The sequence below is a fragment of the Pseudomonas lalkuanensis genome, assembly GCF_008807375.1.
In the GTDB taxonomy this organism is placed as follows: Bacteria; Pseudomonadota; Gammaproteobacteria; order Pseudomonadales; family Pseudomonadaceae; genus Metapseudomonas; species Metapseudomonas lalkuanensis.
On record NZ_CP043311.1, the window covers coordinates 4,020,097 to 4,035,230 of the forward strand.

General features: G+C 64.4%; 11 protein-coding genes. 8 read left to right on the forward strand and 3 right to left on the reverse strand.

What is annotated here, in order from left to right:
• The first annotated feature begins 18 nt into the window (after positions 1–18).
• Entirely contained in the window at positions 19–1,401 is a 1,383-nt protein-coding gene (gene hemN / locus FXN65_RS18795) for an oxygen-independent coproporphyrinogen III oxidase (RefSeq protein ID WP_151135211.1), read from the forward strand.
• 6 nt (positions 1,402–1,407) lie between these two features.
• On the opposite strand, the gene FXN65_RS18800 is transcribed toward hemN, so the two are convergent.
• On the reverse strand, positions 1,408–1,857 hold the full coding sequence (locus tag FXN65_RS18800) for a hypothetical protein (protein ID WP_178119362.1): 450 nt from the start codon (positions 1,855–1,857) through the stop codon (positions 1,408–1,410).
• A gap of 147 nt (positions 1,858–2,004) precedes the next feature.
• Between FXN65_RS18800 and fnr the strand changes: the two genes are divergently transcribed.
• The 3 genes from fnr (at position 2,005) to FXN65_RS18815 (ending at position 4,439) form a co-directional block, all read left to right on the forward strand.
• Complete coding sequence (fnr, locus tag FXN65_RS18805; RefSeq protein WP_151135213.1) at positions 2,005–2,739, forward strand: fumarate/nitrate reduction transcriptional regulator Fnr; 735 nt, start codon at positions 2,005–2,007, stop codon at positions 2,737–2,739.
• 67 nt (positions 2,740–2,806) lie between these two features.
• Positions 2,807–3,355, forward strand: a complete 549-nt coding sequence (locus tag FXN65_RS18810; protein WP_151135215.1) for an adenine phosphoribosyltransferase — start codon at positions 2,807–2,809, stop codon at positions 3,353–3,355.
• A gap of 247 nt (positions 3,356–3,602) precedes the next feature.
• A complete protein-coding gene (locus FXN65_RS18815; RefSeq protein WP_151135217.1) occupies positions 3,603–4,439 on the forward strand; it encodes a metal-dependent hydrolase in 837 nt (278 codons plus the stop codon).
• Between the two features lie 75 nt (positions 4,440–4,514).
• On the opposite strand, the gene FXN65_RS18820 is transcribed toward FXN65_RS18815, so the two are convergent.
• Positions 4,515–5,216: a DUF6901 family protein gene (locus FXN65_RS18820; RefSeq protein ID WP_244620682.1), complete on the reverse strand. Its 702-nt coding sequence runs from the start codon at positions 5,214–5,216 to the stop codon at positions 4,515–4,517.
• 167 nt (positions 5,217–5,383) lie between these two features.
• Here FXN65_RS18820 and FXN65_RS18825 point away from each other — a divergent pair, with 167 nt between their 5' ends.
• The 4 genes from FXN65_RS18825 to FXN65_RS28450 are packed head-to-tail and all read left to right on the forward strand — an operon-like array spanning position 5,384 to position 14,289.
• Positions 5,384–6,658 carry an ATP-binding protein gene (locus FXN65_RS18825; protein WP_151135219.1) on the forward strand — a complete coding sequence of 425 codons (1,275 nt, stop codon included), beginning with the start codon at positions 5,384–5,386 and terminating at the stop codon, positions 6,656–6,658.
• Entirely contained in the window at positions 6,655–8,001 is a 1,347-nt protein-coding gene (locus FXN65_RS18830) for an HD domain-containing phosphohydrolase (RefSeq protein ID WP_151135221.1), read from the forward strand. The genes FXN65_RS18825 and FXN65_RS18830 overlap by 4 nt, the downstream gene beginning before the upstream one ends.
• Positions 7,998–8,534, forward strand: coding sequence for a response regulator (locus tag FXN65_RS18835; RefSeq protein WP_151135223.1), 537 nt, complete (start codon positions 7,998–8,000; stop codon positions 8,532–8,534). Before FXN65_RS18830 ends, FXN65_RS18835 begins: the two co-directional genes overlap by 4 nt.
• Positions 8,535–8,580: 46 nt before the next feature.
• On the forward strand, positions 8,581–14,289 hold the full coding sequence (locus FXN65_RS28450; protein ID WP_151135226.1) for an EAL domain-containing protein: 5,709 nt from the start codon (positions 8,581–8,583) through the stop codon (positions 14,287–14,289).
• A 43-nt stretch (positions 14,290–14,332) separates the two neighbouring features.
• On the opposite strand, the gene FXN65_RS18845 is transcribed toward FXN65_RS28450, so the two are convergent.
• A complete protein-coding gene (locus FXN65_RS18845) occupies positions 14,333–15,022 on the reverse strand; it encodes an endonuclease (RefSeq protein WP_151135228.1) in 690 nt (229 codons plus the stop codon).
• Positions 15,023–15,134: the final 112 nt, after the last annotated feature.

A 15,134-nucleotide genomic window follows, 5' to 3' on the forward strand; every position in this document is an offset into this window, starting at 1 on the left:
CAAACCGGGGAACCCCGCATGCTCGACAACATTCGCTGGGACGCCGGCCTGATCCGCCGCTACGACACCCCAGGCCCCCGCTATACCTCCTATCCCACCGCCGTGCAGTTCAACCACAAGGTCGCTTCCTTCGACCTGCTTCACGCACTGCGGGAAAGCCGCAAAGCCCGTCGCCCGCTGTCTCTCTACGTGCACGTGCCGTTCTGCGCGAACATCTGCTACTACTGTGCCTGCAACAAAGTCATCACCAAGGACCGTGGCCGTGCCCTGCCCTACCTGGAGCGCCTGGAGCGGGAAGTCGAGCTGATCGCCTGCCACCTCGACCCGCAGCAGAAAGTCGAACAGTTGCACTTCGGCGGCGGCACTCCGACCTTCCTCAGCCACGACGAACTGCGCCGACTGATGACGCACCTGCGCAAGCACTTCAACCTGCTGGACGACGACTCCGGCGACTACGGTATCGAAATCGACCCGCGGGAAGCCGACTGGTCCACCATGGGCCTGCTTCGCGAGCTGGGTTTCAACCGTGTCAGTCTTGGCGTGCAGGACCTCGACCCGGCCGTGCAGCGCGCCGTCAACCGCATGCAGAGCCTCGAAGAGACCCGCGCCATCGTCGAAGCCGCACGCACCCTGCAATACCGTTCATTGAACCTCGACCTGATCTACGGCCTGCCCAAGCAAACCCCGGACAGCTTCGCCCGCACCGTTGACGAGGTGATCGCCCTGCAACCGGACCGGCTCTCGGTGTTCAACTATGCACACCTGCCGGAACGCTTCCTGCCGCAGCGGAGGATTCGCAGCGAGGACCTGCCCAGCCCCGGGCAGAAGCTGGAAATGCTCCAGCGCAGCATCGAACAGCTGAGTGCCGCCGGTTACCGTTACATCGGCATGGACCACTTCGCCCTGCCGGACGACGAACTGGCCATCGCCCAGGAAGACGGCCGTCTGCAACGCAATTTCCAGGGCTACACCACCCACGGCCATTGCGACCTGATCGGTCTCGGGGTATCCGCCATCAGCCAGATCGGCGACCTCTACTGCCAGAACACCGTGCAGCTCAATGACTACCAGAGCGCTCTGGAGCAGAACCTGCTGGCCACCAGCCGGGGGCTGATCTGCGACGAGGATGACCGCATCCGCCGCGCGGTCATCCAGCAATTGATCTGCGAATTCGAACTGGATTTCAGCAGCATCGAATCCCGCTTCAACATCGAATTCAGGGGCTATTTCGACGAAATATGGCCCCAACTCCAGCAAATGCACCAGGATCGCCTGATCGATCTCAGTGACGGCCGGATAGACGTGCTGCCCGCCGGCCGCCTGCTGGTTCGCTCGCTGTGCATGCTGTTCGACATCTACCTCGCGGGGCAGAACCAGCAGCGGTTCTCCCGCGTCATCTGACCCGCCTCAGGCGGCGAGCAACTGGCCAAGCTCCACTGCCTGCTCGTCGCTGAGGTCGGATTCGCGAACCAGCTTGGCCAGGTTGAGATTGGCGCTGCTCAGGGCGCTCTGCAGCGTCGCGAGCTGATTGCGCAGGCCCTCCATGCGCTGGGCGCGGGTGTCGTCGTCGAGGCTCCGGTCGCTCGCGATGGCTTCGAGCTCCGCCCGACGCTCCGCGATCTGCGCCTTGAGCTCGCGGATCATCTTCAGCAGTTCCTTGATGCCGTCCGGCAGGCTGCTCTTCTCGATGTCGTCGTTCTTTTGAGGTCCGCCGGGTTTACCCAGGTCCGACAGGCTGACGCGTATGCCCTGGCGCACAGCATCGGCGTCCATCGGCTCACCTTCCCTGCGTGCGACCTGTCGCCGCACCGCCTCCGCCACATTGGAAATCATGCTGTTGGTGTCCAAGCGCAACATAGGCTGCTCCATGCTTGAATTTCGCTCCCAATATCGGCCTGTGCCGGCGAAACTTGAGCAACAAGTCAGGTCGGCTTTTTCTGGCCGTTGCATACACCCTGCGTTACCCTTACGGGCATTGTGTGTATGTCTAGCAAGGAATTGCCCATGTCCGAAATCATCAAGGTGCGCAACGTACCCCAGGCCCACTGCAAGGACTGCAGCCTGGCCGCCCTTTGCCTGCCCCTGTCACTGAACATGGAGGACATGGACGCGTTGGACGAAATCGTCAAACGCGGCCGCCCGCTGAAGAAAGGCGAACTCCTGTTCCGTCAGGGTGATGCCTTCGGCTCCGTCTTCGCCGTGCGCTCCGGTGCCCTCAAGACCTTCACCGTCACCGACACCGGCGAAGAACAGATCACCGGCTTTCACCTGCCCAGCGAGTTGGTGGGCCTTTCCGGCATGGATACCGAGATTTACCCGGTTTCCGCCCAGGCACTGGAAACCACTTCGGTGTGCGAAATCCCCTTCGAGCGCCTCGATGAGCTTTCGGTCCAGCTGCCGCAGCTGCGCCGCCAACTGATGCGCGTAATGAGCCGCGAGATCCGCGACGATCAGCAGATGATGCTGCTCCTGTCCAAGAAGACCGCGGACGAGCGTATCGCCACCTTCCTGGTCAACCTCTCGGCGCGCTTCCGCGCCCGTGGTTTCTCCGCCAACCAGTTCCGCCTGGCGATGTCGCGCAACGAAATCGGCAACTACCTCGGCCTGGCAGTGGAAACCGTTTCCCGCGTGTTCACCCGCTTCCAGCAGGCCAACCTGATCGCCGCCGAAGGCAAGGAAGTGCATATCCTCGACCCCATCGAACTCTGCGCCATGGCTGGCGGGAGCATCGAAAGCTGATCCTCGCGAGCTCGCCGTCCTGGTGGGCTCGCCCGTTCCACCCCGCCCTCTTTCTCAGGCACCAGTGATGATCTTCGACGACTTCTCCATCAAGACACTGATCCGCCCGGTCCCGGACTTCCCCAAGCCCGGCGTGGTATTCCGCGACATCACCCCGCTGTTCCAGTCGCCCCGTGCCCTGCGCCTGGTGGCCGATAGTTTCATCCAGCGGTACGTCGAGGCCGACTTCAGCCACATCGGCGCCATGGACGCCCGTGGATTCCTGATCGGCTCGATCATCGCCTACGAACTCAACAAGCCCCTGGTGCTGTTCCGCAAGCAGGGCAAGCTGCCGGCGGACGTACTTTCCGAGCCCTACCAGACCGAGTACGGCGAAGCCTTCCTCGAAGTGCACAGCGACAGTTTGTGCGACGGCGACAAGGTGCTGATCTTCGATGACCTGATCGCCACCGGCGGCACCCTGCTGGCCGCTGCCCGCCTGGTCCGCCGCATGGGCGCCAGCGTGTACGAAGCCGCCGCCATCATCGACCTGCCCGAGCTGGGCGGTTCCGAGCGCCTGGCCGACGCCGGCATCCCCACCTTCGCCCTCACCGCCTTCGCCCTCGACGAGCGTTGACCGGCGCGCGGGTCCGCACCGGCGGACCCGCCCCAACCGAAGCACGGCCACCCTGCCCGGGTTACATCCCTTCCGGCCGGCGTTACCCCTCTCCCCAACCACCGCCGCAATCACCCGCCGAAAGTTGGCGCCCAGGCCCTCGCGCCTGCTCCTGTGATCCTCAATAGTTACATCGACTGATGGCACGGTCGTCGTGCCCACCGATAACAACAATTGGACGGCTCGCAGAGCCCGAGAGGATTCCCGCATGACAGCCAGCGCCAGCGCTCCCCTGCCCAAGGCCAACTTCCCCGTTCGCCGCATGGACTTCAGCTTCGCATCGACTCAGAAGTACTGGTGGAGCGGCGACCCCTTCATGACTCACTTCATGAACAACCTCTCCTCACTCTTCCCATACGGCGAGAAGTTCTTCGTCGACAGCGTGCGCGCCGTGCGCGACCAGGTCAGCGATCCGCAACTGCAGAAGGACATCAGCGCCTTCATCGGCCAGGAAGCCATGCACTCCAAGGAACACGCGACTTACAACGACTACGCCGCCGAACACGGCATCGACCTGGAGCGCCTGGAACTGCGCATCAAGGTGCTGCTGGAATGGGTCACCCGCTTCACCACCCGGAAGCAGCGCCTGGCGGCCACCTGCGCCCTGGAACACTTCACCGCCACCATGGCCGAGCAACTGCTGCGTCGGGAAGACATCAACACCCAGATGGACGACCCGAAGATGTACAAACTGTGGATGTGGCACGCCATCGAAGAAAACGAGCACAAAGCGGTCTGCTACGACGCCTACAACGCCATCGGCGGGGGCTACTTCATCCGCACCGGCACCATGCTGCTCACCACCTTCCTCTTCTTCGGCGTGATCATGACCTTCCAGGTCCACCTGATGCGCAAGGACGGCCAGCTCTTCAACTGGCGCAGCTGGGCCCGTGGCCTAAAGACGCTGCTTGGCCCACGCAACGGCTACTTCCCGAAGATGATCAAGCCGTACCTGGACTACTACCGCCCCGGCTTCCACCCCTTCGACCACGAGACCAAGGCACTGGAAAAGCGCTGGAAGGAACGCCTGGGCTTCAACGGCTAAGCCGCACAACCCGCCCTGTGGGAGCGAATTCATTCGCGAACGAATTCGCTCCCACAGGGATCGCCAACAAACGCTTCACTCCTCCTCGAAATACTCCGCGAAGAACCCATCCAGCTCGCCCTCGTAGCTGTCCAGCGAATAAAGGGTGTCGGCTGCGAGCAGGTCCAGCAGGATCAGACCATTGAGACTGGAATCCTCCTCAGCGGCGGCGCGCAGACGGCCGGCCATTCCCAGGTTGACCAGGCGCAGATTGCGGTAAAGCTCACGTAGCCCGTCCATGTCCCAGTCGGGCTCCAGCCCACGCTGGCGGCGCAGATGCTGGCCCAGCAGGTAAGTGCCCAACGAGCGATACAGGGTTTCAGCCGAGGTGCTGAACGGCCAGTGGAACCAGGCCATCGCCCGCAGCATCCGGGTATGGGGGCAACCGCTGGTCGCCCCGAGCAGTCCCAGCAGCGAACCCAGGGCCCTCTGCAACGTGGTCTGCTGGCGGATTTCCCGTCCCCGCCAGAACACCGCCATTCGCACTTCCTCATAAGAGGGCGAGCGCGCCAGGACCGCCACCGGCCGCGCCAGCGCCAATGCAAAGGGGCAATCACGCACCTCCGCAGCATTCAGCGGGCAATGGCTGCACTGCTGGAAGCCCAGACGCGCCCATTCCGGTCCGCTCTCCACACGGCCACCGGTCCCGGCCAGGTCCACCTCGTGAATCCAAAGGCGGCCATCCGGAAAGCCGAACTCGTAGCGCACCCGTGCGTCAGCCCTTGGCTCCAGCCCCATGGTCTACCCTTGCCTTCCTGTTGAAGGGAATTTTCGGCGCCGTCCCACACGACTCTCGACAGGATTCAGACGCCTGAAATCTGTCATACACTTCGTACAACAAAGTAGGACACGAGCCGGAATTCAACCCTGCCAATCGTTTCACAGCAAAAAAAGCGGGCGACATCATGGAAAGCAGCCCTTTGGATCTTGCCGGAGCCCTGGTTGAACAGATCGAGGTGGGCGTCATCGTCCTCGACCCGGATCTGCGCATCCTTCACTGGAACGAATTCGTCAGCCAGCGCAGCGGCAAGGCCCTTGGCCCTGCCGTGGGACAGCTCCTGACCTGCGTATTCCCGGAAGCGGATACCCCCCGACTCGCCCAGATGGTGACCAGGGCCCGAGATCAGGGCCTGCACGCGTACACCCACTGGCGCGAAGACCCCTACCTGATCCAGTTACCCTACAGCCCGGAAGGCCAGGTGACGCCGCTGCGGCTGCAGAGCACCCTGCTCTTTCCGTTCGACTGCCGGGGTGAACGCTGCTTCGGCCTGCTGCTCTACGACACCACCGAGTTCGCCCGCTCCAACGAGCAACTGGCCGCCGCCCTCAACGCCCTGGGCAGCAAGCAACTGGAGCAGGAACAACTGATCCACAAGCTGGAGAAGGCCAACGCCCAGCTGCTGCAATCGGAGAAGCTCGCCGCCATCGGCCAACTCGCCGCCGGCGTCGCCCACGAGATCAACAACCCCATCGGATACGTCTTCTCCAACCTCAAGACCCTCAGCGGCTACGTCAACGACCTGCTGCGCATCGTCGACGCAGTGGACGGCGTCGGCAGCCTGGAAGAACTGCAGCAGCTCAAGCGAAGCCTGGAGTACGACTACATCCGCAATGACGTCGAAGCCCTGATCCACGAATCCGAAGACGGCATCGAGCGGGTCAAGAAGATCATCACCGCCCTCAAGGACTTCTCCCACATCGAGGAAGAGGAATTCCGCGCCGCCGACCTGCACAAGGGCTTCGACAGCACCCTCAACCTGGTCAACAACGAGCTCAAGTACAAGGCCGAAGTGGTGCGCGAGTACGGCGACCTGCCGCTGGTGGAATGCATCCCCTCACAGATCAACCAGGTGGTGATGAACCTGCTGATCAATGCCGCCCATGCCATCGAGAGCTTCGGCCGCATCACCCTGCGCAGCGGCCATCAGGGCGACTGGGTATGGCTGGAGGTGGAAGACAACGGCAAGGGCATCGACCCGAGCATCCTCAACCGCATCTACGAACCCTTTTTCACCACCAAGCCGGTAGGCAAAGGCACGGGGCTTGGCCTCGCGCTCTCCTACAACATCGTGCAGAAGCACAACGGGCGCATCGAGGTCGTCAGCCATCCGGGCCATGGCACCCGCTTCCGCGTCTGGCTGCCGCACCACCAACCCCAGGCCGGCGGGGTGCAAGCATGAGCGAAGCCCAGCGCCGCCCCACCCTGCTGCTGGTGGACGACGAAGAGCACATCCTCAGCGCCCTGCGCCGCGTTCTCCGTGGCGAACCCTACGAACTGCTCACCGCCACCGGCGGCAACGAGGCTCTCGCCGTGCTGGCCGCGAATGACGTTGACCTGGTGGTTTCCGACGCCCGCATGCCCGGCCTCGACGGTCCCGCCCTGCTGGCCGAAGTGCAGCAGCGCTGGCCGGGCACGCTGCGCCTGATGCTCACCGGCGCCACTGACCTGGACACCAGCATCCGCGCCATCAACCAGGGGCAGATCTACCGCTACCTGGGCAAACCCTGGAATGACGACGAGCTGCGCTTCACCCTGCGCCAGGCCCTGGCCCACCAGCATGCCGAGCGCGAGCACCAGCGCCTGGAACGCCTCACCCTGGAACAGAACCGCCGCCTGCAGGAACTCAACGCCAGCCTGGAGCAGCGGGTCCGCGACCGCACCGCCGAGCTGCAACAGACGGCCGACATGCTCGACCTGGCCTACGACGAGTTGCGGCACAGCTACGTGACCGCAACCGAAGTCTTTTCTTCCCTGCTTACCCAGCGTCTGCCGGGAGGCAAGCAAGGCAACGCCCAGGTCATCGCCCTGGTACGCGCCTTTGCCGGCGAGCACCAGTTGGCCGAGACGGAAAGCCGCGACCTGGCCATGGCAGCCGCTCTCTACAACCTTGGCAAGCTGACCTGGGACGACCACCTGCTCAACCGCCCCAGCGACCTGCTGCACCGCGAGGAACGCGAACGCTACTGCCGCTATCCGCTGCAAGGGGAAAGCCTGCTGATGGCACTGGAACCGCTCCACGACGCCGGGCGGATAATCCGCCATCACCAGGAACGCTGGAATGGCACCGGCTTCCCCGACCAGCTTCACGGCGACGCCATTCCCTTTGGCGCGCGCCTGCTCAAGCTGGCGGTGGACTTCGTCGAGTTGCAATGCGGCCAGGTGTTGCAACGTCCGCTGCCGCGCCAGGAAGCCCTGCAATTTCTTGCCCGCTACGCCGGGCGCCTGTATGACCCGGAGCTGTGCAGGCAATTCATCGACCTTTGCACCCGTTGCGCGCCGGACCTGCTCGAAACCGACCCCAGCATCCTCGCGGTGGACACCCGCCGCCTGGAACCCGGCATGGTCCTGGCCCGCAACCTCCAGGCCGACAGCGGCATGCTCCTGCTCAACGCCGGCAAGCAGCTCAGCCGCACCCTGATCGACAAGCTCATCGCCTTCGAGGCCAGCGAAGGCGCGCGCTACACCCTTCACGTCCGCCAGCCCGAGGCTGACGCGATCCCGGCCCAGGAGCAGCCCCGATGATCAAGATCCAGCTGGTGGACGACGAGCCCCACATCCTCAGCGCCCTGCAACGCCTCCTGCGGCCACAGGGCTGGGTCCTGCACCCCTTCGACAACCCCGAGACCGCGCTGTCGGCACTGGCCGAGCACCGGTACGCCGTCATCGTCTGCGACCTCAACATGCCGCAACTGGACGGCCTGACCTACCTGCAGTTCGCCCGCCAGCGCCAGCCCGAAGCCCTGCGCATGCTGCTCAGCGCCCACGGTGACCGCACCACGCTGATGCAGGCGATCAACCGCGCCGAGGTCTATCGCTTCCTTTCCAAACCCTGGGAGAACTACGAAATCGAAAGCGCCCTGCAGGCCGCCGTCGATCTCTACCAGTTGCGCGAGGAGAACCGCCGCCTGCTGGAACAGGTACACGGTCAGCAGAACACCCTCGACCGCCAGCGCCGCGAACTGCTGCGCCTGGAGACCGAGCATCCAGGGCTGACCCGCGTGCGCCGCGACGCCGACGGCGCCGTGCTGCTGGAGGGCTATGACCTGGATGACTGATCTCCGTCAGCCAGGACAGCCCCAGTCATCGGAACGGCATGACACCATGGCCAAGCACAACCGCGACCTCGGCTACCAGGCCTACCTGCATTGCCTGGCCTTCGCCCTCATAGCGTTGGGCCTCATCAGCCTGGGCGCCTTCCTGGCCAATGCCAGCCCGGCACGCCATGAACTGGTGCTGCTGCCCGACAGTGCCCTGATCACCCTGTTCGCCGGCATCGCACTGCTGGGTGCCACCCGCAGCCTGCACCGTATCTCGCTGCTGGCGGGCCTGGCGCTGATCGCCCTGGCTGGTTACAGCCTCGGGCACAACGTGCTGGCCGGCGGCAGTGACCAGGGGCGCTCGCTGGTCAGCGGCTACTTTCGGATTCGGAGCGAGCTGGCCATAGTCGCCTGCCTGTTTGGCCTGGCCATGCTCCTGGCGGTCACGCGCCAGGGGGGGCGATGGCTCAGCCAGGTCTGCGGCCTGTCCTTGTTCGGCCTGGCGCTGCTCTCGCAACTCTCCCTGCTGGGAGCAGAGTATGGCCTGCCGCGCTTCGCCTTCCGGCCGGAATCCGGGCACGTCGCCAATCTGTTCATCGCCCTGCTTGGTACCGCGGTGTTGATACTCTGTGCGCTACCCGAAGAGGACAGGCGCCTGCTCGATCGGCGCAGCATGGCCACCGGCGTGATGGGCGCACTGACCACCTGCATCGGCTGGTACCTGCTCAGCCTGAACGAAGTCTCCACCCTCGGCGCCCACAGTCACCAACTGCTGCTGCGCGCCCAGTCGTCCATCGAGAACACCGTCACCGTGCGCCGGCAATTGGTCCAGCGCATGGCCGAACGCTGGCAGAGCCTGCACGGCATGCCACCGGAAAGCCTCTGGCAGCAGGAGGTCGAGAGCTACCTGCGCGACTTCCCCAACCTCAATCTGATCGCCGTGCTGGACGCAGACCTCAAGCCGGTCCGCCAGTACGCCCGCAATCGCCAGGCCGACCGCTGGCTGGAGCGTTTCCTGTCCCAGGCCGAGCTGCGCGACTGGCTACAGCAGGTTCGAGGGGGCAGCGAGGCGCAAATGAGCCCGGCGCAAAGCTTCAGCGCCGACAACATCAGCACCCTGGTGGCCACGCCGCTGCGCGTCGACGGGCAAGGCACCGCGCTGCTGGTGGCCAGCCTGGATATCGGCGCCACCCTGGACCGTCAGATCGGCCGGGACCTGGACGGCTTCGCCCTGGAAGTCTTCGAAGGCCCGAAGCGTATCTACCAGTCCGGCACCGGTATCGATGGTCACAGCCTGTTCCCGGTGGAGGAGCAACGCAGCGAACTCGGTCCTGAAGGGCGCTGGCGCATACGCACCTACCAGGCCCTGCCGGGCAGAGACAATGCCGCCGTCTACCTGCCACCACTGTTCATGCTCTTCGGGCTCGGCTTCACCTTCCTGCTAATGGTCAGCCAGAGTTTCTCGCGCCTGGCCATCGAACGCAGTAAGCGACTGCGCGAAAGCAACCTCGAACTGGAACAGAGCCTGCAGCACCAGGCCCGGCTGCAGGCCCAGAACCAGCGGATCATGGATCACTCCATGGACGTGCTCTGCTCGGTCGACGCGGAGGAACGTTTCATCCAGGTCAGCCCCTCCTGCCACAGCGTGCTCGGCTATCGCCCAGACGAAATGATTGGCCGCCCCTATACCGATTTCGTGCTGATCGAAGACCGCGAGCGCACCCGCACCGAGGTCCAGGCCATCATCCGCGGAGAGTCCTGGGACGCGGTGCGCAACCGCTGCAAGCGCAAGGACGGCAGCGTGGTCCACCTGCTCTGGTCCGCCGGCTGGTCGGACAGCGAACGCACCCTGTTCGCCGTAGCCCATGACATCACCAGCCTGGTGCGCCATGAAGCCTACGCCGAGGACCAGCGCGACATCCTCAGCATGATTTCCACCGACCAGCCGCTGCCGGAAATCCTCAAGGCCATCTGCCTGATGAGCGAAACCCTGGACCCGACCGCCCTGTGCTCGGTCTTGCTGGTGGATGGCAAGCACAAGCGCCTGCGCCTGGGCGCGGCACCGAGCCTGCCGGACGCCTTCAACCAGGCACTGGACGGCATGCCCATCGGTCCCCTGGCGGGCGCCTGTGGCACCGCCGTGTTCCGTCGGCAGATGGTGGTCAGTGAAAACATCAGCGAAGACCCGCTCTGGCACGAGCACCGCGAGCAGGCCCTGCGCCACGGACTGCTGGCCTGCTGGGCGATCCCGCTGATCTCCCACCACGGCGACGTGCTCGGTACTTTCGCCGTCTACCTGTGCCAGCCTTGCGCGCCGGATGACGAGTCCCTGCAGCTGATCGGCACTGCCGGACAATTGGCGGCCATCGCCATCGAACGCCAGCACGACCGCCTGCGCCTGCAGGAGAGCGAACAGCGCTACCGCTCCCTGTTCATCTTCAACCCCGACACGGTGTTCTCCCTGGATCGCGAAGGGCGCTTCCTCAGCCTCAACCAGGCCGGCTGCGAGCTCATCGACTACAGCGCCACCGAGCTGCTCGGTCAGCCCTTCTCCAACCTGGTGCAGGAAGATGATGTCGAACATGGCCTCCAGCACTTCCGGGCCGCCCTCGACGGTCTGGCGCAACACTTCGAACTCCGCTGCCGCAACCGCGCCGGCGGGCTGCTGGAACTGGACATCACCCACCTGCCCATCGTCGTCGAAGGTCAGATCGTAGGCGTGTTCGGCATTGCCAAGGACATTGGCGGGCGCAACCGCATGACCCGCGAGTTGCAGGAAACCCTGACCCAATCCGAACGCAAGGCATTGCTGCTGCGCGGCCTCAGCGATACCGCAGTGCGTATCGGCGGCATCCTCGATACCCGCGCGCTGCTGGACTTCATGTGCGAACAGCTGCGCCTGCTGGTGGGGGCGCACCAGTCGCTGCTCAATCTGACCGACGGCCAGGGCCTGGAAGCCTTCTCCCTTTCAGCCAAGTACCAGGCCTGGCAGGCGCCGCAGTTGCCCGCCGCAGGCCTGGCGCTCTACGCCCGCGCCTGTGCCGGGAATCAGCCGGTCCTGCTGACCCGCGCCGAACTGGACGCCAGCGGCGACGAGGGTTCCGGCCAGCTGCCGCTGCAAGGCTGGCTGGCGGTGCCGCTGATCGACCACGGCGGACGCCATCTAGGCCTGATCCAGCTGTCCGACAAGTTCGACGGCGACTTCAACCAGGACGACCTGGCCATCGCCCAGCAGTTCGCCCAGATGGCGGTGGCCGCGCTGGAAAACATCCGCCTGGTGCAACAGGTGCTCTCCGGCGAGCAGCGCCTGCAGGAACAACTGGACTTCACCTCCGCCATCACCGATAGCGTCAGCGAAGGCCTGCTGGCGGTGGATCGGCAAGGCAGGCTGAACTTCGTCAACCCGGCCGCCGCCGAACTGCTCGGCCAGAGTGTCGAAATCCTGCTCGGCCAACCCCTGGCGGCGCACCTGCCGCTGGACCTCTACAGCGCCGCGGCCAACGGCAGCCGCCACGGCGAAGTCAGCCTGGATGGCGAACTGCATATCGCCTACGACTGCGCGCCTCTGCTGCACGCACAGACCCTCGGCGGCTGGGTCATCGCCTTCCGCGACATCAGCCGCGCCAAGGAATCGGAGAAGCAGCTGCGCATCCTCCAGCGCAGCATCGAGGCCAGCTACAACGGCGCGATGATCTGCGACGCCACCACCGACGAGCTGCCGGTGGTCTACGTCAACCCGGCCTTCGAGCGCATCACCGGCTACAGCGCCGCCGAGGCCATGGGCCGCAACTGCCGCTTCCTCCAGGGTGCCGACCGGGAGCAGGCGGGCATCGCCGAAATCCGCCATGCGCTGTCGGAGAAGCGCGAAGTCCACGTGGTGCTGCGCAACTTCCGCAAGGACGGCACGCCCTTCTGGAACGACCTCTACATCGCCCCGGTGCCCAATGAACATGGCGAGATCACCCACTTCATCGGCGTGCAGAACGACATCTCCGAGCAGAAACGAGTGGAGTCCGAACTGGCCTACAACGCCAGCCACGACGTGCTCACCGGCCTGCCCAACCGTTCCCTGCTGGAAGACCGCCTGCGCCAGGGCTGCCAGATCAGCCAGCGCTACCAGCGCAAACTCGCGGTGATGTTCATCGATCTCGACGGTTTCAAGCCGATCAACGACTCCATGGGCCACGGCATCGGCGACCAGATCCTCGTGGAAGTGGCACGGCGCCTCACCCAGCAGGTGCGTCCCGGCGACACCGTGGCGCGACTCGGGGGCGACGAATTCATCCTGATCCTGCCGGACCTGGCCCGCGAGGAAGACGTGCTGCAGGTAGCCGAGCGGGTCATCGACTGCATCGCCCGCCCCTATCCCATCGCCGGCAGCGAGCTGCACATCACCGCCAGCCTGGGCATCGCCATGAGCGAAAAAGGCATGCAACAGCCCATGCAGCTGATCCAGCAGGCGGACCTGGCGATGTACAAGGCCAAGCAGCAGGGGCGCAATTGCTACCAGTGGTACACCACTGACCTTGAGCAGAAGGTCAGCGAGCGCGTGACCCTGCGCAACGAACTGCAGAAGGCCCTGGAAGCCAACGCCTTCATGCTCTACTACCAGCCGCAGATCGACGGCCGCAATGGCCGCGTCACCGGCTTCGAGGCCCTGCTGCGCTGGCAGCATCCGCTGCTCGGCTTCATCTCGCCAGCGCAGTTCGTGCCGGTGGCCGAGGACACCGGGCAGATCATCCCGCTGAGCGAATGGGTACTGGCCACCGCCTGCCGCGCCTGCCGCGAACTGCTCGACCGGGGCATGACCGGCACCGTGGTGGCGGTGAACATCTCGGCCGTGCACTTCCAGCGCAACATCTTCGTCGACAGCGTGCGGCGCGTTCTCGAAGAAACCCGGCTACCCGCCGAGCTGCTGGAACTGGAGATCACCGAGACCGTGCTGCTGGACAACGCCGAGCGCGCCATCGCCACCCTGCAGGCGCTGAAGGCCCTGGGCGTACGCTTGTCGATCGACGACTTCGGCACCGGCTTCTCCAGCCTCAACTACCTGAAGCGCCTGCCCATCGACAAAGTGAAGATCGACCGCGCCTTCGTCCAGGAAATCATCAGCGACCGCCACGACGCCGCGATCACCCAGGGCATCATCTCCATGGCCCATCACCTGCGCCTGCGGGTGATCGCCGAAGGGGTGGAAAGCGAGTCCCAGTTCGCCTTCCTGAAGAAGAGCCATTGCGACGAATTCCAGGGCTACTACTTCGCCCGGCCGATGCCCTTCGAGCAGCTCGACCAGTTTCTCCACGAGCACCACAAGAGCCCGGCGGCCTACCTGGATACCCGCGCCGGCTCCAGCAACACCCAGACCCTGCTCCTGCTCGACGATGAAGAAAACATCCTCCGCGCCCTGACTCGCGTGCTGCGCCGCGACGGCTACCAGATCCTCACCGCCAGCCGCGCCCAGGACGCCTTCGCGCAACTGGCCAAGCACGACATCCAGGTCATCCTCTCCGACCAGCGCATGCCGGAAATGAACGGCACGGAGTTCCTCAGCCGAGTCAAGGACCTCTACCCCGACACCATCCGCATCGTGCTGTCCGGCTACACCGACCTCAAATCCGTCACCGATGCCATCAACCAGGGCGCCATCTACAAGTTCCTCACCAAGCCCTGGGACGACGAGCAGCTACGCGCCGTGATCGCCCAGGCGTTCCTCCATCACAGCATGGCCAAGGCGAAGGAAGAAAGTGCGGCAGTGGGGCAAGACGGGGAATGAGCGACTCTTGTGGGAACGAGTGCATTCGCGAAAGCTGTTGCCACTATCGCGGGCAGACTTCCATATCCACCTTGCCCACGAACGGATTGCCGTAGCCCATCACGCAGGCAACGCGTTGGTTGCGATTGCGCTCCCAGGCTTCCACCGGGTACTGGCGGTTCCACGCGTTATAGAGTTTGCGGTCCTGGCTGGAGATTTTCAGGCCGTAACGATCGCTCATGTAGAAGTAGGTGCGCGCGATCATTCCGCGAATCTGCTGGCGGGGCATCGCCTTGCGCGCCTTGAAGTCCACCACCATGGGGCAGGCGCCGTACTGGCTGGGCTTCTGTGGAAGCCAGGCGAAGCTGTAGTTGCTGCGGTCGCCATTCACCTCGCCGATGCTCGGCACCAGGTTATGCAGATCCGCCTCGGCGCGCTGATAGGTGGTGTCGTTCTCTGCGCAATTCTTGCGCCCCCCTTTCTGCCAGCACTGGCGCTGATGGCCGATCACCCAGGCCGGCACGATGTGCTCCCACTCGATGCGCTTGGCCCGCTGCGGCGCCTTCCTCGGGACATAACCACAGCTCTTCAAATCCACCCGGTTGCCCTGGTAGCGGCAGCCACAATAGAACTCCACCGGGTGGGTGGCGTAGAGCTTCCACGCAACCTTCTTGGCTTCGTTGAACGTGCGGGGAGCGGCGGCTTCCGTGGCAGCGGAAAACAACAGGCAAAACAGCAGGATAGAGCGGATCATCAGGATTCGTGTTCCCGGGAACTGCGTCAGGGGGAAATGACTGACAACAGATTTTTCCTTTGGTTTGGTTGCCATCGGACCGCGGCAACTGTTATCTGTATAAATATACAGT

What these genes read in the sequence shown, in the direction of transcription:
- FXN65_RS18800 (WP_178119362.1), bottom strand. Translation starts at nt 1,857, where the DNA reads ATGTTGCGCTTGGACACCAACAGCATGATTTCCAATGTGGCGGAGGCG.
- FXN65_RS18810 (WP_151135215.1), top strand. Translation starts at nt 2,807, where the DNA reads ATGATCTTCGACGACTTCTCCATCAAGACACTGATCCGCCCGGTCCCG.
- FXN65_RS18835 (WP_151135223.1), top strand. Translation starts at nt 7,998, where the DNA reads ATGATCAAGATCCAGCTGGTGGACGACGAGCCCCACATCCTCAGCGCC.
- FXN65_RS18830 (WP_151135221.1), top strand. Translation starts at nt 6,655, where the DNA reads ATGAGCGAAGCCCAGCGCCGCCCCACCCTGCTGCTGGTGGACGACGAA.
- FXN65_RS18825 (WP_151135219.1), top strand. Translation starts at nt 5,384, where the DNA reads ATGGAAAGCAGCCCTTTGGATCTTGCCGGAGCCCTGGTTGAACAGATC.
- fnr (WP_151135213.1), top strand. Translation starts at nt 2,005, where the DNA reads ATGTCCGAAATCATCAAGGTGCGCAACGTACCCCAGGCCCACTGCAAG.
- FXN65_RS28450 (WP_151135226.1), top strand. Translation starts at nt 8,581, where the DNA reads ATGGCCAAGCACAACCGCGACCTCGGCTACCAGGCCTACCTGCATTGC.
- FXN65_RS18815 (WP_151135217.1), top strand. Translation starts at nt 3,603, where the DNA reads ATGACAGCCAGCGCCAGCGCTCCCCTGCCCAAGGCCAACTTCCCCGTT.
- FXN65_RS18845 (WP_151135228.1), bottom strand. Translation starts at nt 15,022, where the DNA reads ATGATCCGCTCTATCCTGCTGTTTTGCCTGTTGTTTTCCGCTGCCACG.
- FXN65_RS18820 (WP_244620682.1), bottom strand. Translation starts at nt 5,216, where the DNA reads ATGGGGCTGGAGCCAAGGGCTGACGCACGGGTGCGCTACGAGTTCGGC.
- hemN (WP_151135211.1), top strand. Translation starts at nt 19, where the DNA reads ATGCTCGACAACATTCGCTGGGACGCCGGCCTGATCCGCCGCTACGAC.